The sequence below is a fragment of the Brevibacterium sediminis genome (assembly GCF_013623905.1).
Taxonomy (GTDB): domain Bacteria; phylum Actinomycetota; class Actinomycetes; order Actinomycetales; family Brevibacteriaceae; genus Brevibacterium; species Brevibacterium sediminis.
Window position 1 is genome coordinate 125,607 of the sequence record NZ_JABKDD010000008.1, and the last position, 20,460, is coordinate 146,066.

Here is a 20,460-nt window from a genome sequence, read left to right on the forward strand (position 1 = left end):
CTCATCCTCTTCTTTCGTTCGACGCTGCTTCTAGCCTACCTGGGCAGGCACGAGTTCCGTGTAAAGACCTGCGAGTTCTTCGGCAACTTCCCTCTCATCGGGAAGCTCCGCTCCGCGTGCCCGTGCCCTGGCTCCGAGTTCTGCGCGGCGGGCAGGATCGATGGCGAGTTCGGCCACGGCAGCGGCGAAGGCGGCATCGTCGTCATGGTCGATCAGTATCCCCGCATCGCCGACGAGTTCGGCGCTGCCGCCGGTGGCGGTGGCCACGATCGCCTTGCCGGTCATCAGCGCCTCCTGGAGCACGAGCGCCCGGGCCTCCCACACGCTGGTGAGCGCGTAGATGTCCGCAGCCGCTGCGAGTTCGGCGATGTCATCGCGGGGTCCGAGGAAGTGCAGGGCCGGAATCGCCGAGGCGGCTGCGGCGTCGTCGTACTGAGCGCGGACGTCGGCGAGCACCTCCTCATCGGCGGCACCGGCGATGAGCGCGACGATCTCGCCCTGGTGGTTCTCCTCGCCGAGGCGAGCGAGTGCGCGCACGAGCATCGGGTAGTTCTTCTGTTTGGCGACGCGGCCGACGGCAAGCACGATCAGGGCCCCTGGCGCGAAGTCGAACTCCTCGGCCAAGCTCGAGCGGGTGGTGGCGGCCGCCTCGGCGGATACGGGGGTCACCTCGGGGGCGGCGGCAGGGAGGAACCGGGCGGTCTGCGCACCGAGTTCGCGGGCGCGGTCGACGAGGTCGGTGCTCGCACCGAGGACGAGGTCGGCCCCGCGGGCGAGCATCGTCTCGACTCGGGTTTCGACCCGTCCGCGCAGTCCCTGTCCGCTGGCCTGGTTGTGGAGGCTGAGGACGAACTTCGGTCGGGTCTTCAGCGTGCGCAGGGTCAAGAGGGTGATGAGTCCGGCGCGGAAACCGTGGGCGTGGACGATCTGCGGGGAGAAGCTGCGCAGCAGTGTGCGCTGCCGGCGGACGAGGGCTGCGTCGGAGGCGCCGATTCCGGTGCCGAGTTCGAGGACGCCGAATCGGACTCCGGGCAGCAGCGAGAAGCCGAAGTGTTCGTCGGTGGCGGCCGGTCCGATGACGCCGATCTCATGTCCGGCGGCGGCGAGGTCGCGGGCGAGTGCGTGCACGTGGGTGCCGACTCCCCCGGTCGAGGTGCCGATGGTGAAGACGATTCTCATGAGTCTTCCTCCCTGTCGGTGTCGCTGGGTCTGTCGGTGTCGCTGGGGCCGTGGTCTCTGGTCTGCGCTTCGGCGGCGTGCACGGTCGTCTCGTCGTTGACGCCGGCCCGGTTCCGGTCGGCGAGCAGGCCGCGGACCTCTCCGAGGAACCCGCGGTCGATGACGAGCACGATGAGTCCGAAGACGATGCAGCCGAGGAGGGCTGCGACGATTCCGGCGATGACCGCGGAGCTTGCGGAGTTGTCGAGGAGTCCCCCGAACCACTGCGAGGTCACCACTCCGGCGGTGCCTGCGACGATGGCGGCACCGAGCGCGAGCAGCGATCGACGTCCGACGAGGGCGAGTCCGGTGGGGCCGAGGACGCGGCGCATGTTCACGAGCAGGAACACTCCGGCGACGGTCATGCCCAGCACATAGCCGCTGCAGATGCAGACGAGGGTCAGTCCGGGATTGCCGTTCGAGCCGGTGACGAGGATGGCTCCGACCATGCCGACGATGACGAGGATCCACCCCGTCGTCGTGGCTGCCGCCGAATAGCGGGAGCGTTCCACCGCATAGAAGACGCGGGTGCCCCACGCCACGAAGGACCACCCGGGCACAGCCAAGGCCATGACCATGATCGCCGTGGCCATGGAGTCGAAGGGTGCGGCGGATTCGCTTTCGGCGTCGATGGCGATGAAGAAGGTCTGCAGGGGGCCCGCGGCCGAGAGCAGGATGACGGCGCCGAGTCCGCCGATGGCGATGATGAGCGCCGTCGTCGTCGAGGTCACCGACCGCATCCGCACCCCGGCTTCCGCACGTCTGTGCTCGGTCGCCTCGGGGTCGGTGGATCGTCCCACCCAGGTCGACAAGGTCGGGAAGACCACCGTCGCCACGGTCACGGCGAGCACCGCGTAGGGCAGCAGGTAGACGGCGTTGATGTAGCTGAAGAGGACGAGCGTGCCGTCCCCACCGACATGGTTGGCCAGGCTCAGGGTTGCGAGCACAGCGGCCTGCTGGGCGAGCAGGGCAGACATTCCGGCGCCGGCCAGGCGCAGCGCACGATGGGCGACTCCGGGTGGGAAGGAGAAGGTGGGACGCAGCTTCAGCCCGGTCGTGGCCATCGGCAGGGCGAGCGGCAGCGCGAGGGCTGCGACGCCGACGGTGGTGCCCCAGCCGAGCCAGCCGAGGTGGGTCTGCCAGGTGTCGTCGCTGCCGCCGACGGAACTGTAGGCGATATAGCTGCCGATGACGATGAGGCTGGAGAGCAGCGGGGCGAACGCCGGCCACAGGAACTTCCGGTGGGCCTGCAGCACTCCGGTGAGCACGGCGCCGATTCCGTAGAGGACGAGCTGCGGGGAGAACATGAGCAGCAGCTCCACGGTCGCCTGCACTCCCGCGGCGCTCGTCTTCGTGTCGACGAGGATCCTCGCGATCTGCGGGGCGAACACGGCCAGCAGGATCGACAGGGGCAGGGTGACGCTGACCGCCCAGGTCAGCAGGCCCGAGGCGATGCGTCCGGCGGCCTCCCGGTCCGATCTGGCCAGTGGCACGGCGAGAAGCGGGACGACCGCTCCGGCCAGGGCGCCTCCGGCGACGACCTCGAAGAGGATGTTCGGGACCTGATTGGCACTCTGGTAGGCGGTGCCGACGGTGCCGGCGCCGACGTTTGCCGAGAACACCAGCCAGCGCAAGAAGCCGACCAAACGGGTCAGCAGGGTGATGATCGATACGAGCAGCGCCGTGGAGGCGAGGACTCGAACGAGCTTGTTCACTTATCCTCGCGGCCGAACGAGTCGATCTCCCGCAGTCCCGGAGTCGATTCGATGACGGAGGTGAAGGAGACCTTCTCGCTGGCCAGGGTGAGTCCGGCGAGGACAGCGAGGATGAGGCGTCGCTGTGCCGGTGTGGCGGTTTCGGCGAGGATCACGCCGATCGCCGCTCCCAGGGCATTGGCTCCGGTGTCGCCGAGCATCGCATCACCGGCGAGGTCGTCGGGCCAGGCTGCGGCCGTGGCTCCCGCGATCGCTCCGGCTGGTGCCCAGGACACGCGGCGATGGTGGTCGGTGAAGGCCAGGGTCAGTGCTCCGGCCTTGAGTGCCCGGCCCGGCCGCAGGTCGAGGAGGTTGAACAGGTTCGCAGAGCCCGCGATCACTCCCCCTGTGACGATGACATCCGCGGTGGCCGCGTACCAGGGTCGGTCGCTTGTCGAGTGCGTGGAGCCGAAGAGCCCGGACGGCCGGGTGCGGCTGCGCAGGATCGCGGCGGCCGCGATCGAGGCGAGCGGAATGCCGGTGACCTTGATCGTTCCGGTTGTGATCTCCCCGCGGGCCAGGGCCGACAGATGACCGCGCAGTCCTTTGGAGGATCCGGATTCGCAGAAGTCGTCGACGGCGCCGAGGCTGCCCGCCGCGGCCGTGGCCAGCAGGGTCGCCGACCGCTGCCGAGGGTCTTCGATGAGCAGGCTGCCAGCCAGCAGTCCCGCCGCGACGGCAGGGCCTTCGGCGAGTGAGACGTCGTGTCCGGCGTGGTTGGTGCGCACCACGGAATCGTGGGTGCGCAGCCGTGATCTGAGCACGGCTTTCGTCGCGGCGAAGCCGGCGAGTCCGGCGACGGCGGTGCTGACGATGGAGCGGATCATTTCTCGTCTCCCTTCGGGGTGTCGTCGGACGGCTTCTCTTCGATCTTGCCCGGCAGGATGCCTTCGGCGTCCTCGGCGAATCCGAAGTGTCCGTGCTTTCCGGCTTCTCCGGAGGCCAGTGCCCGCACGGTGATGACGGGACCGGCGCCGAGGCCGAGGCCGTCGACGGTGCTGGCGCGGGACTTCTCCGTCCGCAGCACGTTGACGAGTCCGTTCTGTGCCGATCCGGCGTCGCCTGCGACGACCACCGAGGTGGCTTCGGCGGTGAGCGCGGTGATGAAGTCGGTGACGAGGGTGCGGGTGCCCTTGTCGTCGGAGGCCTTCGGGCTGGGTTCGGTGTCCTCGGCCAGTGTCGAGTTCTCATCGTCGATGACGATGAACAGCGAGGTGGTCTTGTGGTCGGTGTCGGTGCGCAGACGGTCGGCTTCGACGAAGACGTCGTAGAGCTTCGCCGCCTGCTTCTCCGCATCGGCCTGATCGTCCTCGTCTTCGAGCATCGAAGCGTCACCGGTCAGGGCGATGACGAGGGCGGCGCGGATCGCGGTCGAGTCGTCCTTCGGCAGGTGCGGCACGACGGTGCGCAGCCGCTTGAGGAACTGGGTGGAGTCCTCGAGGCTGAGCGTGTTCGGCACGAACGAGACGTCGCCGGCGATGGTGCCGTCGGCTTCCTTGACCCGGTTGCTGACCTCTTCGACCTGTTCGGAGTCCGCCTCGGGGGCGGCGATGATGCTCACTTCCTGCCCGTCGAGGGTGCCGTCGATGAGTTCCGGGGCCGCGGCGGTGACGAATTCGTTCTGCTTGTCGATATTGCCCTTGGCGGCGTCGAGGTCGGAGCGCAGGTTGTCGCGGTCCGAGCGCAGCGCATCGACCTGGCTCTGCAGGGACTCCCCGATCGGTTCCTTCAGCGGTCCCGCGCCGAGGACGATGCCGACGGCGAGGGCGAGGAACACCGAGACGAGGGAGACGAGGTGGTAGCGGAAATCAATCACTGGTCAGTCCTTGGATGAGGCCGGCGGAGTCGGTGGATGCTGCGGGGTCGCCGCCGAAGAGGGAACCGATCCAGCCGAAGAGGCCGTCGAGTTGGGCGCCGATGAGGCCGAGGAAGGTCTGTCCGGCCGAGGTCGCGGTCATCGCCACACCGAGGGCGACGAGTCCGGCGATGATGAGCACGGCCAGCTGCAGGCTGGAGATGCGCTGCCGGTAGAGCAGGGACACACCCTTGGCGTCGATGAGCTTCGAACCCACGCGCAGTCGGGTGATGAAGGTCGAGGCCATGCCCTTGCGGCCCTTGTCGAGGAACTCCATGACGGTGTCGTGGGTGCCCACGGCGACGATGAGTTCGGCACCCTTGTCATCGGCGAGCAGCATGGCGATGTCCTCGCTCGTGCCCGAGGCTGCGAAGGCCACGCATTCGACTCCGAGGGCTTCGACCCGTTCGGTGCCCGGGGCGGTGCCGTCGCGGTAGGCGTGGACGACGATCTCGGCGCCCGAGGTCAGAGCGGTGTCGGACACGGAGTCCATGTCCCCGACGATCATGTCCGGTCGGTAGCCGGCTTCGATGATGGCATCGGCTCCGCCGTCGACGCCGATGAGCAGCGGCCGGTATTCGCGGATATAGGAGGCCAGCATCGCCAGGTCCTCCTTGTAGTGGTATCCGCGGACGACGATGAGCACATGCCGGTCGGTGAACGTCGTCTTCACTTCGGGCACGACGAGTTCGGCCGAGAGCAGGTCGGAGTCCTTGCGGATGTATTCGATCGTATTGTCGATGAAGTCCACGAGCACGGAGTTCATTCCGGCTTCGGCGGCGTGCATGTCCTCGGAGATCGTCTCCGCCGTCTGCAGGACTCCCGTGGCCACCTCGGTTTCGCCTGCGTATACGGTGGCGCCCTCGATGGAGATCTCGGCGTTTTCGTCGACCGTATCGAAGATGTCGGCTCCGGCGGCGTCGATGAGGGGGATGCCGGCGTCGACGATGATGCTCGGGCCGAGGTTCGGGTAGCGGCCGGAGATCGACTTGTCGGCGTTGATCACCGCGGCCGGCCGGCAGGCGACGAGGGCTTCGGCGGAGATGCGGTCGATGTCGGAGTGCTTGATGATGGCGATGTCGCCTGCTTGGAGGCGTTTCGTCAGATTCTTCGTGCGTCGGTCCAAGCGGGCAGGGGCGGGGCCGAACCTGGTCGGTGCGGTGAGGTTCTCACGGTGTCTGCGCACTTTCATGGTCCGCCCATTCTCTCATCTGCTGCCAACGCCGGCCTCCTTGACCTGCCGAGCGTTGTCGAGCAGTTCGGCCGCGTGGGCCTTCGCCGAGGCGGAGTCGTCCATGCCTGCCAACATGCGGGAGAGTTCGACGACGCGTTCTTCGTCGGTCAGTTCCTGCACGCCCGAGCGCACGGTCTCGGCGTCATCGTCCTTGACGATGGTCACATGGGTGTCGGCCCAGGCGGCGACCTGCGGCAGGTGGGTGACGACGATGACCTGGGCGTTCCGGGCGAGTTTGGACAGCCGGCGGCCGATCTCCACGGCCGCTTTGCCGCCGACTCCGGCGTCGACTTCGTCGAAGACGTAGGTGGGGATGGATTCGCTGGCGGCTCTGACGACTTCGATGGCGAGCATGACACGGGAGAGCTCACCGCCGCTGGCGATCTTCGCGATGTCGTCGGGGATCGAGGATTCGTGGGCGGCGAAGGTCAGCCGGACTTCGTCGGCCCCGTGGGTGGTGGGTTCACGTTCGGAGATCTCGAAGGCGACCGTGGCTTTCGGCATCGACAGGGCGGTGAGTTCTTCGCTGACCGCTGCGGAGAATTCGTCCGCGGTGGCCTTGCGGATCTCGGTGAGCGCCGAGGCGGCCGCCTCCATGGTCTCGCGGGCTGAGTCGAGCTCGGCGTCGAGTCCGTCGAGGTCGCGGTCCTCGGCTTCGAGTTCGGCGAGCTCCGCGGCCGAGCGGGTTTCGAAGTCGAGGACTTCGGCGACGTCTTGGCCGTAGGGAGCCAGGGTGCCGAGTTCCGCGCGGCGTGCTTCGGTCTCTTCCAGCGAGGTCTCGCCGAGTTCGTCGAATCCGGAGAGGTAGGAGGACAGTTCCGCGGCGGAGTCGGACAGGCGCAGCACGGCGTCGCCGAGGGCTTCGCGGATGGTGACGAGTTCCTTGTCGGAGCCTTCGACATCGGCGATCGTGCTGATGGCCTGGTGGACGAGGTCGACGGCGGCGCCGGCATCGTCGATCTCGGAACCGAGCAGCAGGTCGTGGGCGGCGCCGACGGCGCGGGTGATCTCGGCGGCGGCGCCGAGTTTCGCCGACTGTGCGGCCAGGATCTCGTCTTCGCCGGGTTCGGGGCGGACCTTGTCGATGGTCTCCAGGCAGCCACGCAGCCACAGGATGCGTTCGCGGCGGGCGGCGGTGGAGTCTTTGATGCGGCTGACGCGGGCTTCGGTCTCGCGCCAGTTCTCGAAGGCGGCACGGTAACGGTCGGCCACCTCGGCGAGTGCAGTGCCACCGGCGGCGTCGAGAAGGTGACGCTGTTGGGCGGCGCCTTTGAGGCGCAGCTGTTCGGACTGGCCGTGGAGGGTGATGAGGTCTGAGGAGATGTCGGTGAGCACGGAGATCGGCACGGTGCGACCGCCGGCCGTGGCTCGGGCGCGGCCCTTGAGCGCGACGGTGCGGGAGATGATCGCTTCGTCGTCGGCGCTGCCGCCGGCCTCTTCGATGCGTTCGCGCACGGGTTCGGCCACATCGGTGAAGATGCCTTCGACTTCGGCTTTCTCCGCGCCTTTGCGCACGACTCCGGAGCCGACCTTGCGGCCCATGAGCAGGGACAAAGCGGAGACGAACATGGTCTTTCCCGCACCGGTCTCACCGGTGACGACGGTGAAGCCGGTGTCGAGTTCGACGGCGGCTTCGGCGATGACGCCGAGGTGGGAGATGCGCAGTTCGGAGATCATTCAGGCCTCCTTGATCGGTCCTCGCCAGCCGGAGACGGGCAGGCGGAACTTCGCGACGAGTCGGTCGGTGAAGGGGCCGGTGTGGAGGCGGGCGAGTCGGATCGGTGACTTCGAGCGGGTGGCTTCCACGCGGGCCCCGGACGGCAGTTCGAGGGCGCGGCGGCCGTCGCACCACAGCACGGCTGAGAATTCGGGGTTCATCTGGGAGATCTCCACGCCGAGGCGGGAGGTCGGATTGACGACGAGCGGTTTGGAGAACAGCGCGTGGGCGGAGATCGGGACGAGAATGAGTGCTTCGACCTCGGGCCAGACGATGGGTCCGCCGGCGGAGAACGAGTACGCGGTCGAGCCGGTGGGTGTGGCGAGGATGACGCCGTCGCATCCGAAGGAGGACACGGGTCGGGCGTCGACGCCGAGGACGACGTCGATCATCCGGGACTTCGAGGTCTTCTCGATGGTCGCCTCGTTGAGGGCCCAGGCGTTGAAGATGTTCTCACCTTCGTGCCACACGGACACGTCGAGCGCGAGTCGCTCCTCGACGGAATAGTCGCGTTGGGAGGCACGGTGGACCGCCTCGGCGAGGTCTTCCTTCTCGCTTTCGGCGAGGAAGCCGACATGGCCCAGGTTGATGCCCATGAGCGGGGCGCCGGAGCCGTGGAAGCGTTCGGCGGCGCGGAGGATCGTGCCGTCGCCGCCGAGGACGATGACGAGTTCGCAGGCGTTCTTCCACTCACCGAGTTCGGAAGGGTCGATGATGGTGCAGTGGTTGAGGATGGGTTCGTCGTCGACGGCTTCGGCCTGGCGGGCGCGGATGCCGACGATCTCGTCGGAGAGGACGACGGGGGTGATTCCGTCGTCGAGGAGGGCCTTGAACACGCTGACGGCGGCCACGGCCGACTCATCTCGTTGGGGGTGCAGCAGCACCATGATGTGTCTGGTCACGACTCTCCTCTCATCATTTCGTCCAGGTGGGCGGGGATGTCTGCTTGGTCGAGCCTATCGGACTGGTCATGTGTTCGGCCTGGGCGAACACGCAGGAAGTACTCTCGGTTCCCGCTGGGGCCCGGCAGCGGTGAGGGTGCGATGTCGGTGACGCGGGCGTCATTGTCGGTCACGGCGTCGAGGACGGAGTCGATGGCGCGGCGGCGTTTCTCCCGGCTGGTGACGACTCCGTGTTTGTCCAGCGATGCGCGTGCCAGTTCGAATTGGGGTTTGACCATGAGGAGGAGTTCTCCCGCGGCCGCGGTGGCGGCCAGCAGCGGGGCGCTGAGCAGGCGCAGGGAGATGAAGGAGACGTCGGCGACGACGAGGTCGACGGTCGGCACGTCGGAGTCGGTCAGTTCGCGGAGGTTGAGCCCTTCGCGGACGTGGACGCGCGGATCGTCGCGGAGAATGGTCGCGAGTTGATCGTGGCCGACGTCGACGGCCCAGACGTGTGCGACACCGTGATGGAGGAGGACTTGGGTGAAGCCTCCGGTCGAGGCGCCCGCATCGAGGGCCGTCAGTCCCTTCAGTCGATCGGTGAGGTCGAATGCCTCGAGTGCGCCGAGGAGTTTGTGGGCGCTGCGGGCGACCCAGGGGTCGGGTTCGGTGACGGCCACGTCGTCGGCGTCTCGCACATCCTGGGAGGCCTTGGTCGCGGTGCGGCCGTTGACGCTGACGCGACCGGCGGCGATTTCACGGGCGGCGCGAGAGCGGGAGTTCAGCAGCCCGCGGTCGACGAGTGCCCGGTCGAGTCTGCTCACAAGGAGCCCACCTGCGCGTCGAGGTCGGCCAACAGGGAGTTGAGAAGTTCGTGCCGCTCGGCCGCCGGTGCTTCCTTGGCCTCGGCGAGGCTGGACCGCCAGGTCTCGATCGGCACGTCCCCGCTCACCGAGGCGGGTGTTGAGGCAGAAGCAGGGCCGGGTGTCAGGGTCGAGTTCGTGCCGAGAGTCGGTCCGGGTCCTGGGCCGGGTGTTGGGATCTGGCTCATGAGTGCTCCCCGATCCGGCGGGGCAGGCGTCCTTCGGTCAGGACCGCCTCGGCGTCGGTCTCCCCCGCATCGATAGCTGCCCAGGCTCGGCGGAGTTCGGCTTCGATCCGGGCGGACTCGCCGCGGTCGGTGCCGGTGATGAGCGCTTCGAGTCCGCGCAGATTCGGCAGGATGAACGTCGGTCGACGCTCCAGGCCGGCACGCAGGGCATCGTGGATGTCGTGGATTCCGGTGAGGACGAGGGCGGTGTCGATGCCGGCGGCACAGCCGCCTTCGATATCGGTGTTGAGGCGGTCGCCGACCATGAGGGGCCGATGCGCGCCGAGGCGGCCGGCCGCGAAGTCCATCATGTGCGGTGCAGGTTTGCCGACGATGACGGGGGTGGCATCGGTGAGTCGGGCGATGAGGTCGACGAAGGCACCGTTGCCGGGGACTTTCCCGGTTTCTGTGAGGAGGGAGAAGTCGGGGTTGCTCGCCCACCATTCGGCGCCCGAGCGGATGATTTCGCAGGCGCGGACGATCTTCGCGTAGTCGATCTCCGGGTCGAGACCCTGAGCGACGGCGACGGGGCGCGCGTCGAGTGAGTCGGTGATCTCGAGGCCCGCCTCTTCGAGTGCGACCCGCAGTCCGGTCGTGCCGAGGAGGTGGACGCGGGCACCGGGCCCGAATCGTTCGGCTAAGCGTTCGGCGAGCACCTGCGCCGAGGTGGTCACTTCGTCCGCGGAGGCGTCGACACCCATTCCGGTGATCTTCTCGGCGGTGGCTGCGGCCGTACGAGTGGCGTTGTTCGTGACGTAGCTGACCGGGATCGACCGGGAATGGAGCCAGTTGATGCCGTCGACGGCGCCATCGACGGCGTGAGTGCCGTGGTAGACGACTCCGTCGAGGTCGAACAGGACACAGTCGATGGGCGTGCCCGATGATTCGGGCAGGCGCCCATCTGCTGAGTTGTGCTGTTCGGCGGTCAGTGTCACTGCTCTCCGTCGGCCTCGGCTGCTGTTGTGTCGGGTTCGGAGGCTGCGTCGGCGTCGGCTTCGGAGCCTGCGTCGGCGTCGGCCTCGGCGAGGATCTCGTCGAGTTCGGCTTCGATCTCGTCGTCGGTGACCTTGACCGACTTCAGTTCCTTCGCCGAGACATGCGTCTTCGACTTCGGCGCTGCGGCTGGGGCGGCGGTGTCGTCCTCGGCTTCCGCGTCTTCCGCGGGAGCGTCGGCAGCGTCGGATTCCACCTGCGGCTCCTCGGCTTCGGACTCGCTGGCGGAGCCTTCTTCGACTTCGGCCGTCTCAGCGGTTTCAGCGTCGGCAGCCTCAGCGTCTGTTGCCTCGTCATCGGCGGCCTCACCGTCGGATGGCTCTGCGTCGGCGCCTTCGGAGGTCTCGGCTTCGGGAGCTTCGGGCTCGTCCTCGACTTCTTCCACCGTTTCGATTTCGACGCCGGCGTTCAGGTCAGGCTCTTCGTCGCCGAAGAGGGTGCCGGTCGCCTTGGCGGTCCGGCGGGAGAGCTCTTCGTATTTGTCGGCGAGTTCGGTTTCGCCGTCGATGCGCAGCACCTCGGCGTAGGCGGCCATGAGACGGACGAGTCCGCCGCCGGGCTTCTGGGTGAAGTCCTCGGCTTCGATGAGTCGGCGCGCACCGGCGATGTCGTCGAGGTCGGACTTGGCTCCGGCCGCGACGATGACGAGTTCGGTGCGGGTGTCGTTGTCGAGGTCGAGTTCTTCTGCGTTCTTCAGCAGCTCGATGGCCTTTTCGGGCTTGCCGCGGCCGCGCTCGGCGTCGGCGATCAGCGCGATGTTGTCATTCGAACCGGAGATGCGGCGGTGGGTGCGCAGTTCGCGGACGGCTTCGTCGTAGTTCTCCACGTAGTACGCGGCGATGCCGAGTGCTTCGCGGACGACGGCGACACGACCGGCGCGGGCCATGGCGGCTTTGGCGTGTTCGTGGGCGCGTTCCGGGTCGAGGTCGAGCAGCCCGCCTGCGGCGACGAGGTGCTTGGCGACCATGTCGGCGTTCTCTTTGTCGAGGGAGCGCAGCTGCGACGAGATCTCTTTGTCGAGTTCACGGCCGGTGACGCCTTCGGGAATCTCGGGTTCCTGAATTCGCGGGCGACGAGCGCGCTGTTCGCGTGCGTAATCGCCGGTGTCGGTCTTGCGGGATGCACGGCGGTCGTTGTCGTTGCGACCGTAGCCGCCGCGTCCTCCGCGGTTGTCGTCCCGTCGGTTTCCGCGGTAGCCGCCCCGGCGATCGTCACCGTCGCGACGATCACGGTTGAAGCCGCCCCGGCGATCGTCATCGTTCCGGCGGTTGCCCTGGTAGCCGCCTCGGCGGTCATCGCCATCACGACGGTCACGATTGAACCCACCGCGACGGTCATCATCGTTCCGACGGTTCTGACCATAGCCGCCTCGGCGATCGTCGTCGTTGCGGCGATTGCCCTGGTAACCACCGCGACGGTCGTCATCGCGACGGTCTCGATTGAATCCGCCTCGGCGGTCATCGTCGTTGCGACGGTTACCTTGGTACCCACCTCGGCGGTCATCACCGTCACGGCGATCTCGGTTGAATCCGCCACGGCGGTCATCATCGTTTCGGCGGTTCTGTCCGTAGCCACCTCGGCGGTCGTCGTCGTTGCGGCGATTGCCCTGGTAACCACCGCGACGGTCGTCATCGCGACGGTCTCGATTGAATCCGCCTCGGCGATCATCGTCGTTGCGACGGTTGCCCTGGTAACCACCGCGACGGTCATCGTCGTTGCGACGGTTGCCTTGGTACCCACCTCGGCGGTCATCACCGTCACGGCGATCTCGATTGAATCCGCCACGGCGATCATCGTCGTTGCGACGATTGCCCTGGTAGCCGCCTCTGCGGTCGGACTGGCGTGGCCCGCGGCCGTCCCGGTTGTCCGGACGACGGTTGCGATTGTTGTCGCGATCTGAGCGGTGACCGCCATCTGCGCGGCGGTTGTCCTGGCTGTCTCGCGAATCCCCTTGGGCCACGATTCTCCCTATGAAGTCTTTTCGGTGTTCCGCTCTATTCTAGTCCACTCACCGCTTCGACGCCGTGTGGGCGGGGACACGTCAGCACCTCGATTCCACTCAGCGCCGCGCCCGTTGTTCTGTGGGTCAACGCCCAGGTCACCGCCTCAGCGCTCTGTTAGAATCAAGGCGAATCCAGTGGAACGGCCGACGGCAATCGAAGAGGCTCGGCGGCAGCGGATGTCCGCGCCGCCTCGACACCAGGGGACGAATGACACCTGACGTGGAAGCTCATTGTGCGGATGACGGATGTCTCCGCGATTCCACGATCAGAATTTCAGGCCCCGTTGCCGGCCCGTCCCCCAGTACGGCTAGTGCTTGCCTGTCCCCCATTGCCGCCGCTGTCCCCCGCCATGTGATGACCAAGATCACTTGCCGGTGTGACCAGCATCATCGGATTGCGCGTTCGGCCCCTGATTTCGCCTATTGTGATTGCCGGAAGCATGTGAATGAATGCCGCCGAAGCAGTTCGAGTCGCAGGCCAAACGGCAGATCAGTGGCCATCCGGAAACTCCCCGACACCACAGGCTCCACTGCCGCGACTGCGCGTTCGGCCCTTCAGATCGCACAACCGTTCACCCGCTAGGAATAGGAGAAATCGTGCCAAACACACTCTTCATCGACGGACAGTGGGTTTCAGCCGTCAACGGTGGAACCCGGAAGATCCATAACCCGGCCGACGGCAGCTTCGTCGCCGAGGTGGACGAAGCCAGCCCCGCGGATACCGAGCTGGCGATCAGGGCCGCTCGCCGCGCCTTCGACTCCGGCGTCTGGTCGTCCGTTCCCGCCAGCGAACGCGGCGATCTGCTGCTGAAGTTCGCTGCCGTTCTGCGTGAGCGCAAGGACGAATTCGCGCGTGCCGAGTCCCTGGACACCGGCAAACGCTTCGTCGAATCGCAGATCGACATGGACGACATCGCGAACTGCTTCGACTACTTCGGCAAGCTCGCCGCAAACGATGCCGGCCGCGTCGTCGACGCCGGCACCGACACTGTGGCGTCGAAGATCGTGCACGAGCCCGTCGGCGTCTGCGCGCTCATCACCCCGTGGAACTACCCGCTGCTGCAGGCCGCGTGGAAGATCGCCCCGGCCATCGCCGCCGGCAACACCTTCATCCTCAAGCCGGCCGAGCTCACCCCGCACACGGCGATCCTCACAATGCAGGTCCTCGAGGAACTCGGTCTGCCGGCAGGGGTGGGCAACCTCATCCTCGGCGCGGGTGCCGATGCCGGTGCCCCCCTGTCGACGCACGAGGACATCGACATGGTCTCGTTCACCGGTGGCCTCGTCACCGGTCGACTGCTGTTCCGCAACGCCGCCGACTCGATCAAGAAGATCGCCCTTGAGCTCGGCGGCAAGAACCCGAACGTCATCTTCGCCGATGCCGACTTCGATGCGGCTCTGGACAATGCTCTCAACGGCGCCTTCGTCCACTCCGGTCAGGTGTGCTCGGCCGGTGCCCGACTCATCGTCGAGGAATCCATCGCCGAGGAGTTCGTCAACCGCCTCGTCGAGCGTGCCGAGCAGATCCGCCTCGGCGGTCCCTTCGACGAGAACGCCGAAACCGGTCCCCTCATCTCCGCAGCACACCGCGACAAGGTGCATGCCTACGTCGAGAAGGGCATCTCCGAAGGCGCTCGTCTGCGCTGCGGCGGCAAGTTCGGTGAAGGTGACTTGGAGAACGGGTTCTACTACCTGCCGACCGTGCTCGACCAGGTCAAGCGCGGAATGTCCGTCGTCTCCGACGAGGCCTTCGGCCCCGTCGTCACCGTCGAGACCTTCTCCACCGTCGATGAGGCCGTCGAGATCGCCAATGACACCTACTACGGTCTGGCCGGAGCAGTGTGGAGCCAGGATGCGGGCAAGACCCAGCTGGTCGCTCAGCGTCTGCGCCACGGCACCATCTGGATCAACGACTTCCACCCCTACCTGCCGCAGGCCGAATGGGGCGGTTACAAGCAGTCCGGCTTCGGTCGCGAGCTCGGCCCCACGGGGCTGGCCGAATACCAGGAAGCCAAGCACATCTACCAGAACCTCGAGCCGGCAGTCACCGGCTGGTTCCCCGATCGCACCAAATGATCCGCCGCAGCCTGTAGACGAATACCGCAGTACAAGGAGAGATGAACAGTGAAGACTACTCATAGCTTTGATTACGTCGTCGTGGGCGGCGGTTCCGCCGGCGCAGCGGTCGCGGCCCGACTGAGCGAGGACCCCGAAGTCACCGTCGGACTCCTCGAAGCCGGCCCCACCGACACGGACAAGGACGTCGTCCTTGAGCTCAACCGCTGGATGGAGCTCCTCGAATCCGGCTACGACTGGGACTACCCGATCGAAGAGCAGGAGAACGGCAACTCGCACATGCGCCACGCTCGCGCCAAGGTGCTCGGCGGCTGCTCGTCCCACAACTCGTGCATCGCCTTCTGGGCTCCGCGCGAGGATCTCGACGAATGGGAAGAGAAGCACGGCGCAGCCGGATGGGGTTCGAAGGACACCTTCGGCCTGTACAAGAAGCTCGAGAACAATGAGCTGCCCGGCGACCACCACGGCCACGACGGCCCGGTCCGTCTGATGAACGTGCCCCCGGTCGATCCCTGTGGCGTCGCACTCCTCGATGCCTGCGAGCAGGCCGGCATCCCTCGCGTGCAGTTCAACGAGGGTCAGACCGTCATCAACGGTGCGAACTTCTTCCAGGTCAACCGCAAGGACGACGGCACCCGGTCGTCCTCCTCGGTGTCCTACCTCCACCCGATCCTCGACCGTGAGAACCTCACGATCCTCACCGACACTCAGGCCAAGGAGCTCGAGTTCGACGAGGACGACAACTGCACGGCCGTGCTCGTGGTCAACAACGCCTTCGGCAAGACCAACCGGATCGAGGCGAAGAAGGAAGTCATCGTCTCCTCCGGCGCGATCAACACCCCGCAGCTGCTCATGCTCTCGGGCATCGGCCCGAAGGCCCACCTCGCCGAGGTCGGCATCGAAGCTCGCGTGGATTCGCCGGGAGTCGGCGAGCACCTGGGCGATCACCCGGAGGGCGTCATCTCGTGGGAGGCCAAGAAGCCGATGGTCGAGGATTCCACCCAGTGGTGGGAGATCGGCATCTTCTCCCCCACCGAGGACGGGCTCGACCGTCCGGACCTGATGATGCACTACGGCTCGGTGCCCTTCGATATGCACACCCTGCGCCAGGGCTACAAGACCTCGGAGAACTCCTTCTGCCTCACCCCGAATGTCACTCATGCGAAGTCGCGCGGCACCGTGCGCCTGCGCTCGAAGGACTTCCGTGACAAGCCGAAGGTCGATCCCCGCTACTTCACCGATCCGGAAGGCCATGACATGCGCGTCATGGTCGCCGGCATCAAGAAGGCCCGCGAGATCGTCGCCCAGGACGCCATGTCCGAATGGGCCGGCGAGGAGCTGTTCCCCGGCAAGGACGTCCAGACCGACGAGCAGATCGCCGACTACATCACCCGCACCCACAACACCGTCTACCACCCGGTCGGCACGGTGCGCATGGGTGCTGCCGATGACGAGATGTCGCCGCTGGATCCGCAGCTGCGGGTCAAGGGCGTCAACCGTCTGCGCGTCGTCGATGCCTCGGCGATGCCGGAGATCACCACGGTCAACCCGAACATCACCGTCATGATGATGGGTGAGAAGTGCGCGGAGATGATCAAGAACGGTCAGTGATCTGACCAGGCCGTGAGATGCTCAGACCACCGAGGCGGCCCTGCGCTGATTCGATAGCCTGAGTGGGAACTTCGGCCCAGACTCGCGATGACGAAGGGGGCGCTGCGTTTGCAGCGCCCCCTTCGTCATGTCCGGCAGCGACGATCGGCTGTCGCCTCTGAGCCGAAACGCCTCAGTCGGCGTCGCCGCCCTTACCGTGACTGCCCGGACGGCTGCCGGTGCGGCTGGCCAGTGTCCCCTCACGTCGCCCCTTCTTCTCATGAGGGATTTCGATATAGGGGTCACGGAACTTCGGTGCCGGTTCGACGGCCTGCGGTTCGGTGACGACCTCCTCATCGTCGTCGTATTCGTGACCGAACTGTTCGTCCCCGCCTTGGCGGCGTTCGACCTCTTCGGGCGGCAGCACCTTCTTCCAGCGGCGCATGCGCACCCGCGGCAGAATGCCTGCGTCCTCGCGCAGCGCTCGCATGAGGGCGTAGATCTGGAAGTAGGCGATGATGAAGAACGGCAGACCGACGAGGATGATCGTCGACTGCAGTGCCTCGAGTCCACCGGAGCCGGAGAACACCAGCAGTGCCGCGGTGACGACGGCGACGGCTAGGGCCCAGAAGATGCGCTGCGGCAGCGGGTTGAAGTCCTCGTGGCCGTTGTTCATCGTGTCGACGACGAGCGCTGCGGAATCCACCGAGGTGACGAAGAAGATCACCACGAGGACGATTGCGATCACCGACACGGGTCCGGCCAGCGGGTAGTGGTCGAGGAATGCGAACAGCGCTCCCGGAATGTCTCCCTGATCGACGACTCGGTCGACCAGTCCCCCGCCCTGGTTGAACTCGATGTCGAAGGAGGCGTAGCCGAAGATGCCGAACCACAGGATCGAGAAGGCTGAGGGAATGGCGAGCACGCCGATGACGAACTGGCGGATGGTGCGTCCGCGGGAGATGCGGGCGATGAAGATACCGACGAACGGTGACCAGGTGATCGTCCACGCCCAGTAGAAGACGGTCCACGTGTTCTGCCAGCCGGTGTTGGCGAACGTGTCGTTCCATAGCGCGAGTTCGGGCAGCTGGTGGATGTAGGTGCCGAAGGATTCGAAGACGCCCTTGGCCATGAACAGCGTCGGGCCGAAGACGACGATGAAGATGAGCAGCAGCACGGCCATGACGATATTGAGGTTCGACAGGACCTTGATGCCTTTGTCGAGGCCGAGAGAGACCGAGATCGTGGCCAGCCCGCAGACGACGCCGATGATGATCAGCTGCCACAGGGCGTTCTCCGGAACGCCGATGACCTGAGCGAGTCCGCCGTTGATCTGCAGCGTGCCCAGACCGATCGAGACGGCGATGCCGAAGACGGTGCCGATGATGGCGACGACGTCGATGGTCTTGCCGATGGGACCGTGGATCTTCTCACCGAGGATGGGCTGGAAGATCGAGCTCACCCGCGGCGGCAGGTTCCGTTTGTGGATGAAGTAGGCGAAGCACAGCGCGGGCAGGGTGAAGATCGCCCAGGTGTGCAGGGTGAAGTGGTAGTAGGTGAAGTTCATGGCATCGACCGCGGCGGCGGGCGTTCCCGCTTCGATACCGAGGGATCCGCGCGGTGGGTCGCCGAAGTGGCTGACGGGTTCAGCGACACCCCAGAACATGAGGATCGAGCCGATGCCGGCGGCGAAGAGCATGGCGAACCAGGCGCCGTTGGAGTGCTCCGGCGGTTCGTCATCGGGACCGAGTTTCGCTCGCCCATACCGGGAGGCGGCGATGTAGATGAGGAATGCGACGAAGACTGTGACACCGAGGATGTAGAACCATCCGAGGTTCGTCAGCAGCCAATCCGAGGCGACAGAGACGCCCGCGTCGAGCTGGTCGGTGAAGAAGATCGTCCCGAGGACGAAGATGATAATCACGGCCGCAGAGGAGAAGAATATGGCCGGGTTGGTTCGGAGTCGAAGTGCGTCGTGCAGCTTAACGAGCATGGCGTACCTTCCGTAGGGATGTTGCCGTCCACACTACAGAAGCATCAACTGATTTCAACACAATCGCTTGTCACGGATTCGCCTCACTGCACTCATGGCCACCCCCTCGCCGAGGCGGCCCTCCCCTATGTTCGTCCCGTTCATCTGCGGTACCCGGAAGTCCGGATACAACGAGACGGTGCCCGAACCTTGATGGGTTCGGGCACCGTCTCGTCAGCCTCAGGCAGCTCTTTCGCCGGCGGGGGAGGCGTGTCAGTGTTTCGGCACGTCTGGCTCTCCACCGTCGTCGAGAGGATCCACCCGTCCGTCGTTCTGAACGTATGGGTCTCGCGCGCCGCGGCGGTCCGCACGAGGGTCGTAATCCTCGGCTAACGGTTCCTCGGCACGAGGACGAGCGCCCTGTTCCGGCATCTGCTGATCAGCACGGACGTCCTGGTGCTGGGCGTAGGGATCGCGGCGCACCGGTTCCTGACCGCCAGACTGGTCCGGACGAGGCGCATCCTGCCGAACAGGCTGTTCAGGATAAGCGTCGTTCCGTTGAACTGGCTGATCGGGACGGGATGCACCCTGCTGAACAGGGTGTTCGCGGCGAACGTCGTTGCGCGGTACCGACTCGTCAGGGCGATGTCCGCTCTGTTGCGTGTACTGATCGCCATACGGATCAGCCTGGTGGACTGAGGGATCCTGACGCGCGTAATTCTGCTGCGCCTGCGCATCATGCCGAGTACCGTTCGGCGGAACTTGCTCGTCCTGCCGAGGAGCGTTCCGCGGCGCAGCTTCATCGGCAAGCTGTTCGTTCTGGTTGACTGCCGACGCTCCGTGAGCGCCAGCGCCTGCCGCCCCAACAGCACCGGTGCCGTCTGCACGACGGGTGTCCCCCGCGTTTTCCGGCGTGTCCGGATCCAGTTCGTCAGCACGCTGCAGCTTGCGATCGTGTTCGACGCGTTCAGCTTTCACGGCTTCTTCGCGTTTTGCTGCCTCAGAGTCCAGCTGCTCGGCCTCTGCCGCCTGACGATCAGCCTCGGCAGCACGAGCGTCGGCCTCAGCCTTTGCGCGCTTGGCCTCTGCTCTCTGTTTCTCGACTTCGGCCTCTCGAGCACGAACATCATGTTCGGATTCAGCGGCCTCCTGCCGAATCTGTGCGGCCTCTTGCCGCTGGTGCTCGCGCTTCTTCGCTGCCGCCTTGCGGCTGACTGCGATGATGATCCCGACGATGATCAGGACCACGACGATGGCGACGACAATCCAGATGATGGTTGACGCGTTCATGCGCTCTCTCCTTTACTGTCTGTTCGGACGGCATTGTTGTGATGCATCCGACACAGCGGACAGTTTCATCGTCGCACGGTGCTGAGCCCGGAACATGTACAGCGGCTGAGAGTCTGCTGATGGTCGACGAGCTTCACCTATCAGATCGGATTGCCGCGAACCATCAGTTCCATGACGATCCATTTGGCGAGAGTCTCCGGGTCGACTTCGAGCATATGGGGCATCCGCAGCGTCCGCCGGCGGTCGGGAGTATCTGGAGTTCTGATGCTCACGTCGATATAGGAGCTGACGTTGACCTTGGTGATGTGGACTTCGAGGATGCGCGCCCACGGCACGCCACCTTCAGGGAAACCGTCAACAGCAGCCCAGAGACCGAAGTCAGTGACGGTCACTTGTGGTGCGGGCTGCCTGGTCCGCCGTAGTCCAAGGAAGCCAACAGGATTGCGCAGAAACTGCTTAGCCCGGTTGAACCCGATTGCGACCTCACCGTCGCGAGCAAGTTCGGCCTTAAGCACGTAAATTGTCTTCATCTCCATCCCTTCCCCTCCTCCCCTAATTACTACCTGACGGCGGCCCAGCAACCCCGCGCCAGGTAGCAGTACCCCCATCAGGTAGTAATAAGCACCGGGCATCCCACCCACACACGAACACAAACACCACACCCATGCGTGAATACAGTAATGGCCCCGCCCAAAAACTGGACGAGGCCATCACCACTAAAAAATATTGCGGCAGTCACTTACTCTCCCACAACCACCAAGTTGCAGTACCATCAGCGCGAATGGGCT

At 65.8% G+C, this 20,460-nt stretch carries 17 protein-coding genes; 3 read left to right on the forward strand and 14 right to left on the reverse strand.

What is annotated here, in order from left to right:
* Positions 1 to 30: 30 nt before the first annotated feature.
* Genes HK108_RS12400 through HK108_RS12450 form a run of 11 tightly spaced genes read right to left on the reverse strand, consistent with a single transcriptional unit; the run spans position 31 to position 11,709 of the window.
* On the reverse strand, positions 31 to 1,179 hold the full coding sequence (locus HK108_RS12400) for a glycosyltransferase family 4 protein (RefSeq protein WP_139908283.1): 1,149 nt from the start codon (positions 1,177 to 1,179) through the stop codon (positions 31 to 33).
* Positions 1,176 to 2,933 (reverse strand): murein biosynthesis integral membrane protein MurJ, encoded by a 1,758-nt coding sequence (gene murJ / locus HK108_RS12405; protein WP_181271747.1) that lies wholly within the window; start codon positions 2,931 to 2,933, stop codon positions 1,176 to 1,178. Before murJ ends, HK108_RS12400 begins: the two co-directional genes overlap by 4 nt.
* Complete coding sequence (locus tag HK108_RS12410; protein WP_181271748.1) at positions 2,930 to 3,799, reverse strand: hypothetical protein; 870 nt, start codon at positions 3,797 to 3,799, stop codon at positions 2,930 to 2,932. The genes murJ and HK108_RS12410 overlap by 4 nt, the downstream gene beginning before the upstream one ends.
* Positions 3,796 to 4,788, reverse strand: a complete 993-nt coding sequence (locus tag HK108_RS12415) for a copper transporter (protein ID WP_181271749.1) — start codon at positions 4,786 to 4,788, stop codon at positions 3,796 to 3,798. The genes HK108_RS12410 and HK108_RS12415 overlap by 4 nt, the downstream gene beginning before the upstream one ends.
* A complete protein-coding gene (steA, locus tag HK108_RS12420) occupies positions 4,781 to 6,019 on the reverse strand; it encodes a putative cytokinetic ring protein SteA (RefSeq protein WP_181271750.1) in 1,239 nt (412 codons plus the stop codon). The genes HK108_RS12415 and steA overlap by 8 nt, the downstream gene beginning before the upstream one ends.
* A 15-nt stretch (positions 6,020 to 6,034) precedes the next feature.
* Positions 6,035 to 7,738 carry a DNA repair protein RecN gene (recN, locus tag HK108_RS12425; RefSeq protein WP_181271751.1) on the reverse strand — a complete coding sequence of 568 codons (1,704 nt, stop codon included), beginning with the start codon at positions 7,736 to 7,738 and terminating at the stop codon, positions 6,035 to 6,037.
* On the reverse strand, positions 7,739 to 8,680 hold the full coding sequence (locus HK108_RS12430) for an NAD kinase (RefSeq protein WP_181271752.1): 942 nt from the start codon (positions 8,678 to 8,680) through the stop codon (positions 7,739 to 7,741). It lies immediately after the preceding gene.
* Complete coding sequence (locus HK108_RS12435) at positions 8,677 to 9,483, reverse strand: TlyA family RNA methyltransferase (RefSeq protein ID WP_181271753.1); 807 nt, start codon at positions 9,481 to 9,483, stop codon at positions 8,677 to 8,679. Before HK108_RS12435 ends, HK108_RS12430 begins: the two co-directional genes overlap by 4 nt.
* The gene (locus tag HK108_RS12440) at positions 9,480 to 9,710 is read right to left on the reverse strand and encodes a hypothetical protein (protein WP_181271769.1); all 231 of its coding nucleotides are present in this window, start codon (positions 9,708 to 9,710) and stop codon (positions 9,480 to 9,482) included. The genes HK108_RS12435 and HK108_RS12440 overlap by 4 nt, the downstream gene beginning before the upstream one ends.
* Positions 9,707 to 10,684, reverse strand: a complete 978-nt coding sequence (locus tag HK108_RS12445) for an HAD-IIA family hydrolase (RefSeq protein WP_229664125.1) — start codon at positions 10,682 to 10,684, stop codon at positions 9,707 to 9,709. The genes HK108_RS12440 and HK108_RS12445 overlap by 4 nt, the downstream gene beginning before the upstream one ends.
* Complete coding sequence (locus HK108_RS12450) at positions 10,681 to 11,709, reverse strand: hypothetical protein (RefSeq protein ID WP_229664126.1); 1,029 nt, start codon at positions 11,707 to 11,709, stop codon at positions 10,681 to 10,683. The genes HK108_RS12445 and HK108_RS12450 overlap by 4 nt, the downstream gene beginning before the upstream one ends.
* On the opposite strand from HK108_RS12450, the gene HK108_RS12455 reads away from it, so the two are divergent.
* The 3 genes from HK108_RS12455 (at position 11,695) to HK108_RS12465 (ending at position 16,431) form a co-directional block, all read left to right on the forward strand.
* Entirely contained in the window at positions 11,695 to 12,642 is a 948-nt protein-coding gene (locus HK108_RS12455; RefSeq protein WP_181271754.1) for a hypothetical protein, read from the forward strand. The genes HK108_RS12450 and HK108_RS12455 overlap by 15 nt on opposite strands.
* 699 nt (positions 12,643 to 13,341) lie before the next feature.
* Positions 13,342 to 14,820 (forward strand): aldehyde dehydrogenase family protein, encoded by a 1,479-nt coding sequence (locus HK108_RS12460; RefSeq protein ID WP_181271755.1) that lies wholly within the window; start codon positions 13,342 to 13,344, stop codon positions 14,818 to 14,820.
* 48 nt (positions 14,821 to 14,868) lie between these two features.
* Positions 14,869 to 16,431, forward strand: coding sequence for a GMC family oxidoreductase (locus tag HK108_RS12465; protein ID WP_139908292.1), 1,563 nt, complete (start codon positions 14,869 to 14,871; stop codon positions 16,429 to 16,431).
* A 172-nt stretch (positions 16,432 to 16,603) separates the two neighbouring features.
* Here the strand turns inward: HK108_RS12465 and HK108_RS12470 are convergent, their stop codons facing one another.
* The 3 genes from HK108_RS12470 to HK108_RS12480 form a co-directional block, all read right to left on the reverse strand.
* Complete coding sequence (locus HK108_RS12470; protein WP_181271756.1) at positions 16,604 to 18,403, reverse strand: BCCT family transporter; 1,800 nt, start codon at positions 18,401 to 18,403, stop codon at positions 16,604 to 16,606.
* A gap of 252 nt (positions 18,404 to 18,655) precedes the next feature.
* The gene (locus HK108_RS12475) at positions 18,656 to 19,672 is read right to left on the reverse strand and encodes a hypothetical protein (RefSeq protein WP_181271757.1); all 1,017 of its coding nucleotides are present in this window, start codon (positions 19,670 to 19,672) and stop codon (positions 18,656 to 18,658) included.
* 140 nt (positions 19,673 to 19,812) lie between these two features.
* Entirely contained in the window at positions 19,813 to 20,208 is a 396-nt protein-coding gene (locus HK108_RS12480) for a hypothetical protein (RefSeq protein WP_181271758.1), read from the reverse strand.
* Positions 20,209 to 20,460 lie beyond the last annotated feature (252 nt).

Coding starts and splice junctions, on each gene's coding strand:
- HK108_RS12400 (WP_139908283.1), bottom strand. CDS start 1,179: ATGAGAATCGTCTTCACCATCGGCACCTCGACCGGGGGAGTCGGCACC.
- HK108_RS12410 (WP_181271748.1), bottom strand. CDS start 3,799: ATGATCCGCTCCATCGTCAGCACCGCCGTCGCCGGACTCGCCGGCTTC.
- steA (WP_181271750.1), bottom strand. CDS start 6,019: ATGAAAGTGCGCAGACACCGTGAGAACCTCACCGCACCGACCAGGTTC.
- recN (WP_181271751.1), bottom strand. CDS start 7,738: ATGATCTCCGAACTGCGCATCTCCCACCTCGGCGTCATCGCCGAAGCC.
- HK108_RS12440 (WP_181271769.1), bottom strand. CDS start 9,710: ATGAGCCAGATCCCAACACCCGGCCCAGGACCCGGACCGACTCTCGGC.
- HK108_RS12450 (WP_229664126.1), bottom strand. CDS start 11,709: ATGGTCGCCAAGCACCTCGTCGCCGCAGGCGGGCTGCTCGACCTCGAC.
- HK108_RS12470 (WP_181271756.1), bottom strand. CDS start 18,403: ATGCTCGTTAAGCTGCACGACGCACTTCGACTCCGAACCAACCCGGCC.
- HK108_RS12475 (WP_181271757.1), bottom strand. CDS start 19,672: ATGAACGCGTCAACCATCATCTGGATTGTCGTCGCCATCGTCGTGGTC.
- HK108_RS12480 (WP_181271758.1), bottom strand. CDS start 20,208: ATGGAGATGAAGACAATTTACGTGCTTAAGGCCGAACTTGCTCGCGAC.